At 46.8% G+C, this 13,623-nt stretch carries 10 protein-coding genes; 2 read left to right on the plus strand and 8 right to left on the minus strand.

Going from position 1 to position 13,623, the window contains the following annotated elements; translation table 11 throughout:
• Positions 1-54 precede the first annotated feature (54 nt).
• From ICL07_RS13735 to uvrB, 4 genes are all read right to left on the minus strand, one after another.
• Complete coding sequence (locus tag ICL07_RS13735; RefSeq protein WP_188088472.1) at positions 55-714, minus strand: DUF2461 domain-containing protein; 660 nt, start codon at positions 712-714, stop codon at positions 55-57.
• A 141-nt stretch (positions 715-855) separates the two neighbouring features.
• On the minus strand, positions 856-1,938 hold the full coding sequence (locus ICL07_RS13740; RefSeq protein WP_188088473.1) for a porin: 1,083 nt from the start codon (positions 1,936-1,938) through the stop codon (positions 856-858).
• A 267-nt stretch (positions 1,939-2,205) separates the two neighbouring features.
• Positions 2,206-3,594 (minus strand): ammonium transporter, encoded by a 1,389-nt coding sequence (locus ICL07_RS13745; RefSeq protein ID WP_188088474.1) that lies wholly within the window; start codon positions 3,592-3,594, stop codon positions 2,206-2,208.
• Positions 3,595-4,003: 409 nt separating this feature from the next.
• Complete coding sequence (uvrB, locus tag ICL07_RS13750; RefSeq protein WP_188088475.1) at positions 4,004-6,055, minus strand: excinuclease ABC subunit UvrB; 2,052 nt, start codon at positions 6,053-6,055, stop codon at positions 4,004-4,006.
• 105 nt (positions 6,056-6,160) lie between these two features.
• Here uvrB and ICL07_RS13755 point away from each other — a divergent pair, with 105 nt between their 5' ends.
• Positions 6,161-6,952: a S1/P1 nuclease gene (locus tag ICL07_RS13755; protein WP_188088476.1), complete on the plus strand. Its 792-nt coding sequence runs from the start codon at positions 6,161-6,163 to the stop codon at positions 6,950-6,952.
• Between the two features lie 128 nt (positions 6,953-7,080).
• On the opposite strand, the gene ICL07_RS13760 is transcribed toward ICL07_RS13755, so the two are convergent.
• Both ICL07_RS13760 and ICL07_RS13765 read right to left on the minus strand, forming a co-directional pair.
• Positions 7,081-8,004, minus strand: a complete 924-nt coding sequence (locus ICL07_RS13760; protein WP_188088477.1) for a PfkB family carbohydrate kinase — start codon at positions 8,002-8,004, stop codon at positions 7,081-7,083.
• Positions 8,005-8,085: 81 nt separating this feature from the next.
• Entirely contained in the window at positions 8,086-9,501 is a 1,416-nt protein-coding gene (locus ICL07_RS13765; protein ID WP_188088478.1) for an MATE family efflux transporter, read from the minus strand.
• 300 nt (positions 9,502-9,801) lie between these two features.
• On the opposite strand from ICL07_RS13765, the gene ICL07_RS13770 reads away from it, so the two are divergent.
• A complete protein-coding gene (locus tag ICL07_RS13770) occupies positions 9,802-10,317 on the plus strand; it encodes a hypothetical protein (RefSeq protein ID WP_188088479.1) in 516 nt (171 codons plus the stop codon).
• Positions 10,318-10,452: 135 nt separating this feature from the next.
• On the opposite strand, the gene ICL07_RS13775 is transcribed toward ICL07_RS13770, so the two are convergent.
• Positions 10,453-12,513, minus strand: coding sequence for an OmpA family protein (locus tag ICL07_RS13775; protein WP_188088480.1), 2,061 nt, complete (start codon positions 12,511-12,513; stop codon positions 10,453-10,455).
• Between the two features lie 70 nt (positions 12,514-12,583).
• Positions 12,584-13,594 carry a PorP/SprF family type IX secretion system membrane protein gene (locus ICL07_RS13780; protein ID WP_188088481.1) on the minus strand — a complete coding sequence of 337 codons (1,011 nt, stop codon included), beginning with the start codon at positions 13,592-13,594 and terminating at the stop codon, positions 12,584-12,586.
• Positions 13,595-13,623 lie beyond the last annotated feature (29 nt).

Here is a 13,623-nt window from a genome sequence, read left to right on the forward strand (position 1 = left end):
TTCGCGTCAATCAAATAATTAAATAGCCAAATGAAAAAATGACTAAATGGGGCATTAGTCCATCGCGCGGTTAATGAACGCAATCAGTGGTTGCATGAGCGCAAATGTTTTCAGGATTTCCCGGACCAATGACGGCTGTACACAAGCGTCATCCGTTACGGGGTGTGATACAATGAGGCTTTTTAATTTCAGGTAGGCAATAGCGGGATTATCGTTCTGATATCCCTGGGGCACTGTTTTGAGGGCATCCCCTTCTACCTTTCCGAAATGTTTAATAAAACCTTTATTGGCGATGATGCGTTCAAACTCCCCGAAGTTGTAGTCAATTTCCTGTCGTACTTTTTTCAGTTCAGGGGCAGCCGGCATCCAGAGGCCGCCACCGGCAAAACTATTGCCGCCCGGTTCCAGGTGGAAGTAATATCCCGCCAGGGGAGACTTCTTGCCGCCTGCCTGAAAAGAAGCGCCCATATTTGGTTTGTAAGGAGTCTTGTCTTTCGAAAATCTAACGTCTTTATATATACGAAAAACACAGTCTTTCACCTGCAGGCCGGATAATGTGGCATCCTGTTTCATCAGGCCGTCTATCACCTGCTGGACCAGGCTTTCAAAATCTTCCTTGGCAGACAGGTACTGATCCCGGTGTTCGTCGAACCAGCCCTTGTTATTGTTCTGTTTCAGTGATTTCAGGAACTTCAACGTGGAAGGCAGTAACATTGTCATTGTTTTTTTTACAGCAATATAGCGATTATGATATGATCATTCGGGCAGAATTAACAAGCGGGATGATAAAAAAGAATTCCCCGGACGTAAAGCCCGGGGTTGGTGCAGGTTTCCAATCTCTACTCTTTCTGATATTTAGAAATGATAAACAGCGGCCAGCAGCACATTGGAGGTAATACCGGCAGGCGCTCCGTCTGACTTATTAAAAATATCCGCCGACGCCTTGTCCACCCGGAACTCGGGTATAATCGTCAGGTTTCCTGCCTTATAATTGAGGGATAACGTACCGGCCACTACGCTGCCTCCGCCGGGTACGGCGCCAAATACCTTTACCCCGTCTTTATCACTGAAGTACTCCCCGCGCAGCGTAAGGCCTACCTTACTGGTGAAATCACAATTCACATACAACGCCGATCCCCACCAGTTGGCATTTTTCCGGTCCTCCTTCGGCTGCTTTGTTTGCAGGTAAGTGCTGTAGGTACCGTTATAACCCAATCCCAGCACAGGGCTCACCTGGTAGGTAGCTACCACATCCACCTGGTGGTTTTGCACACCAGCCGTATCTTTTCCTTCGAGATAATTGAGATATAGTTTGATGGGCGTTTCCGCCGGGGCAAAGCCCAGCTGGGCGCCTATATATTTATGACTGTTTAAGGTGACTGATTTAAGATCGGTAGGATTAAACACGCCTACCATCGCGCTCAGCGAAGAGCTGAGGGTAATATCTGCTTTCACGCCGGTATGAAAAAAAGGGCCGTAGCTAAACATATAACTCATACTATAATTACGGTTCAGGTAAGCGTCTACCAACTCATATCCTACGTGGGTAGCGTAGCTACCCAAACTCAGTTTAACCTTTTCCGTTAGCTGATAGGATACGTATAATTGTTTGATCGCCATAGACAGACCGTTGGAAGGAGAGGGTACATCGTTATAGGAAAACTCTCCCGCTCTTTTGCCGAATCCCAGATCGGCTACTATGCTACCTTTTTTAAATCCGTGTTCCACTTTCAGGGAAACCATTCCCAGCTCAAAGGAGTTATGGGAATTGGTGAAGCTGGTTTTATTATCTGTGTAGTTGCCGTTCAGGTTGTATTTATAGTAGACGTCCGCAGAACCTGAAATCTTAAAAGCCGGTGCCGGCAGGGTGTCAGAGGATTGAGACCAGGCAACAAAGGTATTGCCCATAACAAATAAGGTCGTTAGCATTCGTTTCATGTACTTAGTAGTTTGGTTGATAAAATGGATAAGTAATGATGCGGCCTTCTCCTGCGGATTGTTTTGGGGAATGTGTGCGTGCTGATGCTACATAGTTAGGAATGGATAATTAAGAAAGCGTTTCACTATTTTACAGCTGCTATCTCATTAATTATCCATTCCAGATCTTTCAAACGTTATCGCCTATACGTTTTAATAAAATTGATAAAGGTCAGAATCCAACTCAAAGAACTTGTGATCACGGAAGGTCATTACGGGCAGTGCTTTTCAGGAGTGAACGAGTTCCTCCTCCTTCAGTGTTCCTGAGTCGGTTACACTCATCATAGCCGGATGATAGTGTTCGTTGTGCTGTGTTACGTCCAGGCCCAGGGCTTCTTCATCTTCACTCACTCTCAGCGGGTGGATAAAGTTGATCAGTTTAAAGATGCCGTAAGACACGGTGAAGCTGTAACCTACTACCAGCAATAATCCCAGTACCTGGTTGCGGAACAGTTCGAAGTTGCCGTAGAACCAGCCGTTGTTACCACCTTCGTTGATCGCTTTGGTAGCGAAGATGCCGGTGAGCAACATCCCTACCATACCACCAAGACCATGACAGGGGAATACATCCAGTGTGTCGTCGATGCTGGTTTTAGATTTCCAGTGTACCGCCATGTTGGAGACGATGGCTGCAATAAAACCAATGAATATACTTTGCGGGATAGCAACAAATCCGGCTGCCGGCGTAATGGCCACCAGGCCTACTACAGCGCCGATACAAAAACCAAGGGCCGATGGTTTTCTTCCGCGTATTACGTCAAAGAAAACCCAGGACAGACCCGCAGCGGCAGTAGCAGTATTGGTAGTAGCAAAAGCTGTTGCTGCCAGAGCATTGGCGCCCAGCGCGGAACCGGCGTTAAAACCAAACCAGCCAAACCACAACAGACCGGTGCCTAATAATACAAAGGGGATATTAGCCGGCTGCAGTTCTTTCTTTTCAATATGGTCCTTTCTGCGTTTCAATACCAGCGCGCCTGCCAGGGCTGCACAACCTGCGGAGATATGCACCACGGTACCACCTGCAAAGTCCAGTACGCCCAATTTAAAGAGGATACCTTCCGGATGCCAGGTCCAGTGTGCAATCGGCGCATACACCAGGATGCTGAACAGCACCATAAACAGCACATAGGAAGTAAAACGAATCCTTTCCGCCACTGCACCTACTACCAGTGCCGGTGTAATAATGGCAAACTTCATCTGGAAAAGCGCAAACAACAGCAGAGGAATGGTAGGGGCCAGGCTCCAGGGAGCGCCGGAACCTACATGGTTAAACATAAAATAGGTAGTGGGATCTCCAATAATGCCATGATAAGACTTTCCAAAGGCCAGGCTGAATCCTACCACAAGCCAGACCACGCTGATCAATCCTGTTGCAATAAAACTTTGCATCATGGTGGATATCACATTTTTCCGGTTCACCATCCCGCCATAAAAGAAGGAAAGGCCCGGCGTCATCAAAAATACCAGGGAAGATGCTACCAGGATCCAGGCGATGTCAGCCGTATTATATTTACTAACATCTGAAAAATTAGGGAGCGCTGGAATAAAAATTCCGATTATTGCCACTATCGCCAGAAAAATAAAGGGGAGATAGTCTTGGAATGAATTTTTCTTCATAGCATTGATTTTTAAATTTCTTAAATAAAAGTAGAGTTGAAATTTAAAACATCAAATAGAAGAGGCTAAAAATCGAATAATTTGAATTATCGCCGTAAAAATCGGGATTTATGTTAATTATATTATAATATATAATAATATAAATAATATTTCAAGCTGTTAATACAGTTATTCAGGGGTAAGCATTTGACATATAAATAATTGGAAAACAAATAATTACATGTTAATTTAAAAGGGTTGAGATTTTTTCAATAAAATATAGGAAAGATCTTACTATAGTTTGGGATAACCGGTTATAAATAACTATAAATCATCTTCATACATATTTATAATATATCACTGGATGTTATTTTCTCCAGTGATATATTATAAATAATTCTATATAATGTTTATGTTGAGGGGAGGAGAATTATTGTTTCATTTCCTGTAATTCGCGTTCCATGGCAAACATCTGATCACGCAAACGGGCTGCCTCCATAAAGTCGAGGTCTTTGGCCGCCTTTTCCATATCCTTCTTCACTTTCACAATGGCTTTCTCCATTTGCGGGATCGTTTTGGCAGCAACCGTGGTTTCTTTCGCATATTGTACGGCATCTTCCGCTACCAGTGCTACATCATGCACTGCGTAAGGGGACGACTCATCAAAATGTTTGATTTCCAGCACGGAAGTCTGTCCCAGGATCTGTTCCTTGCTTTTACGCACGGTCCTCGGCGTAATATTATGCTCTATATTATAAGCGGCCTGCTTCTCACGGCGACGATTGGTTTCATCGATCGTCCGTTGCATACTATCGGTCATATGATCTGCATAAAAGATCACCAGACCGTCAACGTTACGGGCCGCACGGCCAGCCGTCTGTGTCAGCGAACGTTCGTCACGCAGGAAACCTTCCTTATCTGCATCCAGGATAGCCACCAGCGATACCTCCGGCAGGTCAAGACCTTCCCTGAGCAGGTTCACACCCACCAGTACATCGATATTACCCAACCGCAGATCGCGCAGTATCTCAATACGCTCCAGGGTATCCACCTCAGAGTGGATATAACGCGATTTAATATTAATACGGCCCAGGTATTTGTCCATCTCTTCAGCCATGCGTTTGGTCAGGGTAGTCACCAGCACACGGTCCCCTTTCTGCACCCTTTTGTCAATTTCATCCAGCAGGTCATCCACCTGGTTCACACTGGGCCTTACCTCGATAGGCGGCTCCAGCAGGCCGGTCGGACGAACCACCTGTTCCACCACAATACCTTCGGTCTTTTTCAGCTCATATTCACCGGGGGTAGCACTCACAAAAATGGCCTGGTTCACCATGTTTTCAAATTCGTAGAAATTAAGCGGACGGTTATCCAGCGCAGAGGGCAAACGGAAACCGAATTCCACCAGGTTCAGCTTACGGGAACGGTCGCCACCATACATGCCGCCGATCTGCGGAATGGTTACGTGGCTTTCATCCACCACCAGCAGGAAATCCTTCGGGAAATAGTCCATCAGGCAGAAAGGACGGGTACCTGGTTTGCGGCGGTCCAGGAAACGGGAGTAGTTCTCAATACCGGAGCAATAACCCAGCTCGCGGATCATTTCCACATCATAGTTCACCCTTTCGGACAAACGTTGTGCTTCTATCAGTTTCCCGTTGGCTTTAAAATATTCCACCTGGGCATGTAATTCGTCCTGTATTTCGTAGATCACCTGTTGCATGATATCTTTCGGCGCCAGGTACAGATTGGCCGGGAAAATGGCCGCATTTTCCATAGTACCGATACGTTTCCCGTTCTGTACGTCAAAACTTTCGATCTCCTCAATTTCATCCCCGAAGAAGGTAATCCGGTAGCCATAATCCACATAAGGCAGGTTAATATCCACCGTATCACCCTGTACGCGGAAATTACCCCTGTTAAAATCGCCGGTAGTACGGCTATAGAGAGAGTTTACCAGTCCATGCAGGAACGCGTTGCGGCTAAATGTTTGCCCCTGTTGTATACGGATAATCCCGTTCTCATACTCCGTAGGGTTACCCATACCGTAAATACAGGAAACACTGGCTACCACGATGATGTCGCGGCGTCCGGAAAGCAGGTTGGACGTAGCTCTCAGTCGTAGTTTATCCAATTCCTCATTGATAGCGAGATCCTTTTCGATATAGGTATCACTCACCGGCATATAGGCTTCCGGCTGATAATAATCGTAGTAAGACACGAAGTATTCCACGGCATTATCCGGGAAAAACTGTTTCAGTTCCCCATACAGTTGAGCTACCAGGGTTTTGTTATGGGTCAGCACCAGGGTAGGACGTTGTACATTCTGGATCACATTGGCTACCGTAAAAGTCTTGCCTGATCCGGTCACTCCCAACAGGGTTTGATATTGTTCACCTTCCAGTATTCCTTCGGTCAATTGTACAATGGCCCCCGGTTGATCACCAGCGGGAGCATATGGCGCTTGTATCTTAAATGGCATATTGAAAATTTCATTTGAGCAGTATGTAAAAATACAAAAACGGCGTGTGTTAAAGTGTTAAAAAAAGAGCTTTACTTTTGCCCTTTCAATCCACCGACTTTACTCATGAGAAAAAAGATCCTGACAGGCCTGATTCTGGCCTTTTTACTGCCTTTAGCCAGCTTTGCCTGGGGGCCCAACGGGCACCGTATTACCGCGGAGATTGCCTGGCAGCACCTGACCCCACAGGCTAAAAAAGCCATTACCAACATCCTTGGGCGTCAGAGCCTGCCTATGATCGCCAACTGGCCGGATTTTATCAAATCCGATACTACACACCAGTACGACCATACCAATACCTGGCATTATCTCGATTTCCCGGCTGGTATCAGCCGTGAGGAATTCGATACCCAGCTGAAAGCTGCTACCGGCGAGAATTTGTATACACAAACCCAGGCGATGATCCGGGATCTGAAAAACAAAAAGCTGCCGAAAGAAAAACAACTTTTTGCGCTTACTTTTCTCGTACACATGATGGGCGATATGCATCAGCCGCTGCATGTAGGTCGTGATGAAGATATGGGCGGTAATAAAATCGCTGTTACCTGGTTTAATACCCCTTCTAACCTGCACCGGGTATGGGATGAGCAGCTGATTGACTTTCAGCAGCTTAGCTATACGGAATACAGTAAAGCCATTGACATTGCCACCACTGCGCAGGTAAAAGCCATGCAGAGCGGCACGATGGGCGACTGGATGTTTGAATCCCACCTGCTGGCGGATAAGGTGTACGGTTACACTAAACCGGACTCCAAACTCAGCTACCGGTATAATTATGTGTTTGTAAACGATCTGAATAATCAGCTGTTGAAAGGCGGCCTGCGTTTGGCGAGTGTATTGAACGGTATTTTCAGATAAAGCCGGGTATCAGACGAGCTTTCGCCGTTTCCCAGGGCTGAAGCCCTGGCCTGTGAAGCGAATAAATAGTATTAAAAGAGAAAGGCCAACCTTACCGGTTGGCCTTTCTCTTTTATCTACAGGAAGATCTACACCAGGTCAATATCGAAGTTTACCAGTTGCACAAACTGTTCCAGGCGGGCAGTCAGTTCTTCGTGAGACACTTCTTTCAGACGGGAAGTACCAAACTTCTCCACACAGAAGGAAGCCATAGCAGAACCTACAATGATCGCCGTTTTCATGTTTTCGAAGGAGATATCGCGGGTTTTAGCCAGGTATCCGATAAAACCACCGGCAAAGGTATCTCCGGCGCCGGTTGGGTCGTATACGTCGTCCAGCGGCATCGCAGGCGCAAAGAATACGTGGTTTTCGTGGAATAATAGGGCGCCGTGTTCACCTTTTTTGATGATCAGGTAACGGGGACCCATAGTCAGGATTTTTTTAGCTGCTTTTACCAGGGAATATTCACCGCTCAGTTGACGGGCTTCACTGTCGTTTACCATCAGCACGTCTACTTTTTTCAGCACTTTCAGCAGGTCCTCCATGGCTACTTCCATCCAGAAGTTCATAGTGTCCATCACGATCAGTTTAGGACGGACCGTCAGCTGATCGATTACGCTCATTTGTACCTGCGGGGTGAGGTTGCCCAGGATGAGGAATTCGCTGCCCTGGTAGCTTTCAGGAATAACCGGATTAAAGTCGGCCAATACGTTCAGGTCAGTCACCAGCGAGTCGCGGGTATTCATGTCCATGTGGTATTTACCAGACCAGTAGAAAGATTTCTCTCCTTTCTTCACCTGTACTCCTTTCAGTTCCACGCCTCTGGCAGTCAGTTCGTTCAATTCCGCCTGGGGGAAGTCTTCACCAATAACGGAAACCTGATTTACCGGTTTTACGAAGTTGGAAGCAGCCCATGCGATATAAGTAGCGGAACCACCAATGATTTTTCCTGATTTACCAAAGGGCGTTTCTATTTCATCAAACGCCATCGTGCCTACGACAGTAAGAGCCATGATATCTACCTGAATTTTATTAGTTTAAAATTTAATACAAAACCAGGCAAAGGTAACATCTTCCTCAGAAAGTTCCTTACGTTAAATCTTCACCTGTTTCCAGGTACCGCGGCGGAATAACAGCACTCCCGCTACAGCCATCATCGACTCGGCAATAGCGATCGCCCAGAAAACGCCCTGAGGCCCCCAGTTAAACCAGATCGCCAGCGACCAGGCCAGCGGCACCTGGAACATCCACAGCGCTACCAGGTTAATAAGGGTAGGGGTACGGGTATCCCCGGCGCCGTTGAATGACTGGGTAATGACCATCCCATAGGCATAAAACACGTATCCAAGGCTCATCAGGCGCAAACATTGCACGCCATAGCCCACCACCTCCTGCTCAGGGGTAAACAGCCGGATGATAGTAGGCGCCCCGGCCAGGAAAACCAGTCCCACCACCCCCAGGAAGAGCATATTCAGGAAAGCGGCCCGCCAGACCGATTTTTCGGCCCTGTCAGGCTGTCGGGCACCGAGGTTTTGCCCTACCAGTGCAGCTGCGGCATTGGCCATGCCCCATGCCGGCAGGATGGTAAAAATCACCACCCGGATGGCGATGGTATATCCTGCCACCGCATCTTTCCCGAAATAGGAAATAATTCTGACGAGGAAGATCCAGCTGGCAGATGCGATCAGCATTTGAGCAGTACTACCCATTGCCAGCCTGAGGATAGATAAAATAGTGTTCCAGGCGGGCGACAATTGTTGCCGGGTGATACGAATCAGATCCTTACCCCGCACCAGGTGATATACCTGATAACAAACGCCCGTACCCCGACCAATAAAAGTAGCCAGGGCAGCGCCCTGCAATCCCATTGCAGGCACCGGTCCCCAACCATTGATCAGCAACGGGCACAACAAAATATTCAGTCCGTTGGCAATCCACAGCGATCGCATGGCCAGGGCGGCATCACCGGCTCCCCGGAAAATACCGTTGATCAGAAACAACAGCACAATGACCAGGTTACCGGCCAACAGTATTTTCGTATATCCGGTACCGTAATCAGCCACTTCCTTCGATGCACCCATGAGCAGTAAAATATCCCGGGAAAATATCAATCCTGCCAGGCTGATGATCACAGACAATCCCCCAGCGATATACAACGCCTGCATCGCAGCATGCGCTGCTTCTTCGTGGTTCTTTTCGCCGGTACGCCGCGCCACTACAGCAGTAGCGGCCATACTCAGTCCCATTGCGCAGGTATACACCAGCGTCAGTACCGATTCCGTTAGTCCAACAGTGGTGATGGCATTCACGCCCAGGTGGCTTACAAAAAATATATCTACAACAGCAAACAGCGATTCCATCGCCATTTCCAGCACCATAGGGATGGCCAGTAAAAATATGGCCCGGTTGATACTACCGGTAGTAAACTCTTTTTCAGTTCCGGCAACGGCTATACGGAATAGTTCAAAAAAATGAACGACACGTACCTGTGCCCGTTTAAAGAATGGCATGTCCAATAAAATTAAACAATGAAAAATAGCGTCCTGCAGGCTGCAGGGCTGTTAAAGTTTCTACTGTGGGGGAAAACGTGGCAGACACTCCGCCACTAACTTAGTTTCTCATACGGCGATTGTTTTTACATCGAAAGATGTCAAACAAATGTACCCGTTTTTTTGAAAAGTTAAAATAATTTATGGGTGGATTGTAACATTTACATCCGGGCCTCGTTTAACATCTCAGTAAGCGCGCTGAAAACATTCAGGAAACCAAAAGTTAATTATCCATTAACCTTTAACACAAACATCATGTTTATGTTTCAAAGAAACGCTCTCAAACTGGGAGTCGTAGCGGCTACTGTATTGGGTATAGCCCTCACCGCGTGCAATAGTAAAGACGACAATCCTACGCCAGCGCCACCGCGCTCCGCCACCTACAAACTGAGAGGTACCGGCACCGATGCTACCCGTCAAACGGGTGCTGTTACCATCACTGAAAACAGCGATAGTTCAGTCAACGTAATTTTAACGCTGGGTAAACACGTAAAAGATACCCTGCATCAGGTGTATTTTATTAGCGGCAATTACGCAACGCCTACCACTGATACATTACAATCCGCAGAAGCTAAAGGAACCGGCGGCTCCAGCGTAGTTACGGTAGAGTTGTTTAAAAATGTAAAGACCATCAAACTGCGGCAGGCTGCCGGCGCCAGCAAAGACATAGCGTTTAAATATAACGATGCTACCAAACTGCTTGCCCATATCAAGGTAAAACACAGCAAGTTCTCCGCAGACACCCTCGCTATCGGCAATTTCGGCAAAGAGAATTAAAGCCTCTATATACCGTTAAAACTGTTCTGGTATAGTGTGATGAAAAAGAAATAGCCGGCATTACGCCGGCTATTCTCCTGTTTTTTATTAGGATATGGAAAAAGTAATCCGGGACAGGTCCCGCTTACTTCAGCATTATTGTGACGACTCGTCTTTATTACTTTCATTCGGTAATGCAGGCATCTGTTTCCGCAGTACCTTAAATTCTGTACGCCTGTTTTTCTGACGGCCTTCAGGATTATCTTTATGGTTCGGCAGTGAGTTCGGTGCAACCGGACGGGATTTCCCATATCCTTTTGCGATCAGCCGCTGCGAAGAAATACCCCGGCTGATCAGGTAGTCTACGCAGGATTGTGCACGCGCCTGAGACAATTTCATGTTGTATTTATCGGACCCTACACTATCCGTATGCGCCGACATTTCAATCATCATCCGCGGATTATCTTTCAGCATATCCACTACTGTATCCAGTACTATCTTAGATTCAGGACGAAGTGTAGCTTTTCCAAAATCATAGTAGATATTATCCAGTACAATTGGTTTCTCTACTTCATAATGTTTGAGGCAGAGGGCTGGATTTTCAAGAGAATCCACCTTGTTCAGCTCATCTGTTTTAAAGTAAAGGCTTTTGGTAAAGTAGTTCTCTTTCTCCACCACGACTTTATAATAGCGTTGCGGATCTACTTCAAAAGAATACCGGCCGTTAGAACCGAGGGTTATTTTCTTAACCGTTTTTTGTCTTACTGTATCCAGCAAAGTCACCGTAGCGCCTGCCAAAGGTTGATGGGTATCACAATCCGTGATCAGGCCACCGGCAGTTTTCCGTATTCTTTTAATGCTGAATACTTCCAGGCAGCAAACAGATTCCCTGTCAGAGCTGATGAACCCTTCCGCAAAAGGATGTGTATTGTCTATAGCTGAATAATAGATATCATCTTTCGGTGAATTCAGGGGTTTGCCCATATTCACCGGGGTAGACCAGGAACCGAAATCACCTTCACTCTGAAAGAAATCCAGTCCACCGAGGCCTACACGGCCGTCGGTACTGAAAATCAACAGGCTTTTTTCAGCATCATAAAAAGGTGCTTGTTCTTCATCTTTTGTATTGATGGTAGTGCCCATATTGCGGGCATTACCGGGCGTATTGCTATTCATCACGCAATACCAGATATCGTATTTACCCATACCGCCGGGCCTGTTGGAGGCAAACAACAGGTATTTGCCATCTGCTGTAATATAGGGCTGCATAGAATTGTAGCCTTCAGCATTGATATTGTCACCCATTTTCTGCGGCTCCGACCAAACGCCGTTTTGTTTGGTGCTGAGATAGATAGCCGCTTGTTTCACGCCGTCTTTCATTGACCAGCGGGTGAGGTACATGGAATTACCATCGGGGGAGAGAGAAGAAACACCCTGGTCATAACCTTTGGTTATCGGTATTTTCAGTTTCTGGCTGTTGCCGAAATCACCGCCGGAACCGCTGGCAGTATAAAGATCATTTACATAAGGATTCCCTTTTTTATCTTTCTTCTTATCAGCGCCCTGTGCCGCAGGCAATCCCGGAGGATTATCTGCACGGGAAGAGGTAAACAGCAGCGTATTGGGAGCCATCACCACCGGGGCATAATTGGCGCCGCCTTCGTTCACATTGCCGGACAATTTCGTGATGGTATACCGCGATTGTTTGGCCGCTTCGCTGAGTGCAAATTCACAATTCGCGATTTCCAGCGGAACACGGGTAGATAGATCATCTGCTCCGGTATAGCTACTCTTAAAATCGTTGAACTGCTTGAGCGCTTCCTCATATTTTCCGTTGGCTCTCAGGCATACGCCATACCAATATTTCGACTGAATAAACTGGGGATTGTTGAAGGCTACCACCTGGGAGTACCAGGTTTCAGCATTTCCAAAATCGTGATATAGCCTGTAGGATTCCGCCAAACGCGCTACCACCTGCTGATAGTCTTTAAACTTACCGCTGGGGGGCGCGGCATTCGCAACGGCATAAGGTAATATTTGTTCTGGCTTTACCTTAAAAGTGCCGAGTGCTTTGTTATAATATTGAGCTGCCGAATAATAGTCTTTGGCGTTGTAGTATACGTCTGCCGTATGTTTGAAATCAATTACGTACTGCGCCTGTATCGAATTTATCAGCCCTGCAAAAATTACCAGTACAAGAAGAGTAATTTTTTTCATGAAGGTTCTAATTCTATGGTCTATATAAATATTGTATCCACTGCTGTTATATCCACTTGTTGTTATATCCTTATAATCTGGGGCAGATGAAATATTCTTCATTCAGCACCCGTCTTTTCCTGCTGATAAAGGAAAGGGATATTTCAAAGCTTTGGCTGCCGTTTACCAGGCGGCGCATGTTTGATGTGTTGGCATCATAGCTGAGACCGAGTACAAAACCTTTGAAATGGAAGCCGGCAAAGGGAATTACGGCATCATTAAAACGATAGTTACCACCCACCAGGAAGTCAAAATCAGTATTTACCAACAGTTGTGCATACATACCGGCCACTACCTCCTCGGCATTACCCTGACGCATATACAGGCCGGTAGGAGTGAGACTTACTTTTTCATTCAGTTTGATTTTGGTACCGCCGTGAACAAGGTAACGTACAGGCAGTCTGTGTTCTTCCGCTGAGCCGCCTGCGAAAGGATCTTTAGGGCTGGTCAGGTGAGCCGCTGCAAACCCTACAAACGGGTTCAGCATGTGATTGGGGTTGCCATCAAAGAACATGGCGCCTGCGCCGGCATCAAAAACAGTAGAGGAGGTAGTCGTTATATTTTCTCCATTGGCAATGCTGGGGTCGAAGCCGATGGTTGGTTTATACTGGCTGCCTGTCTGGAATTTAGCCGGATCTACGCGACGGTTAATGATACCCCCCTGTATACCGAATACGATCTGGCTGGTTTTGGTTTGACCAAACCGCACACCGGTGTATGATACACTGGCCATGGCGTTGAGGAAATTATATCCGGCATCGCCGGCAGACATATTCAGTACATTCAGGCCTACGCCGATGTTTTTGTCTGTGGCTGCATCTACGGAAACACCGGCGGTAGAGAAAGGTTTTCCATAGTTTGCCCATTGGTTACGATAATTTCCGGATACCCGGTAATCCCCGTCAATAACGCCTGTGAGCGCCGGGTTTAACCAGAGCGGATAAGCATAATACTGGGAAAAGTGCGGGTCTACCTGGGCAAAAGACTGCCTGGATAACAAACTGCTCCACAAAAGTACTGCAACAATAAAGATCCTTTTCATAGGAACATTTTTTACTTGTTCAAAATTGA

It is taken from the genome of Chitinophaga qingshengii (assembly GCF_014529935.1).
GTDB classification, from domain to species: Bacteria; Bacteroidota; Bacteroidia; order Chitinophagales; family Chitinophagaceae; genus Chitinophaga; species Chitinophaga qingshengii.

Excerpts from the sequence above, each read along its gene's own strand:
- uvrB (WP_188088475.1), bottom strand. The coding sequence starts at position 6,055 with ATGCCATTTAAGATACAAGCGCCATATGCTCCCGCTGGTGATCAACCG.
- ICL07_RS13760 (WP_188088477.1), bottom strand. The coding sequence starts at position 8,004 with ATGGCTCTTACTGTCGTAGGCACGATGGCGTTTGATGAAATAGAAACG.
- ICL07_RS13740 (WP_188088473.1), bottom strand. The coding sequence starts at position 1,938 with ATGAAACGAATGCTAACGACCTTATTTGTTATGGGCAATACCTTTGTT.
- ICL07_RS13780 (WP_188088481.1), bottom strand. The coding sequence starts at position 13,594 with ATGAAAAGGATCTTTATTGTTGCAGTACTTTTGTGGAGCAGTTTGTTA.
- ICL07_RS13735 (WP_188088472.1), bottom strand. The coding sequence starts at position 714 with ATGTTACTGCCTTCCACGTTGAAGTTCCTGAAATCACTGAAACAGAAC.
- ICL07_RS13755 (WP_188088476.1), top strand. The coding sequence starts at position 6,161 with ATGAGAAAAAAGATCCTGACAGGCCTGATTCTGGCCTTTTTACTGCCT.
- ICL07_RS13770 (WP_188088479.1), top strand. The coding sequence starts at position 9,802 with ATGTTTCAAAGAAACGCTCTCAAACTGGGAGTCGTAGCGGCTACTGTA.
- ICL07_RS13775 (WP_188088480.1), bottom strand. The coding sequence starts at position 12,513 with ATGAAAAAAATTACTCTTCTTGTACTGGTAATTTTTGCAGGGCTGATA.
- ICL07_RS13765 (WP_188088478.1), bottom strand. The coding sequence starts at position 9,501 with ATGCCATTCTTTAAACGGGCACAGGTACGTGTCGTTCATTTTTTTGAA.
- ICL07_RS13745 (WP_188088474.1), bottom strand. The coding sequence starts at position 3,594 with ATGAAGAAAAATTCATTCCAAGACTATCTCCCCTTTATTTTTCTGGCG.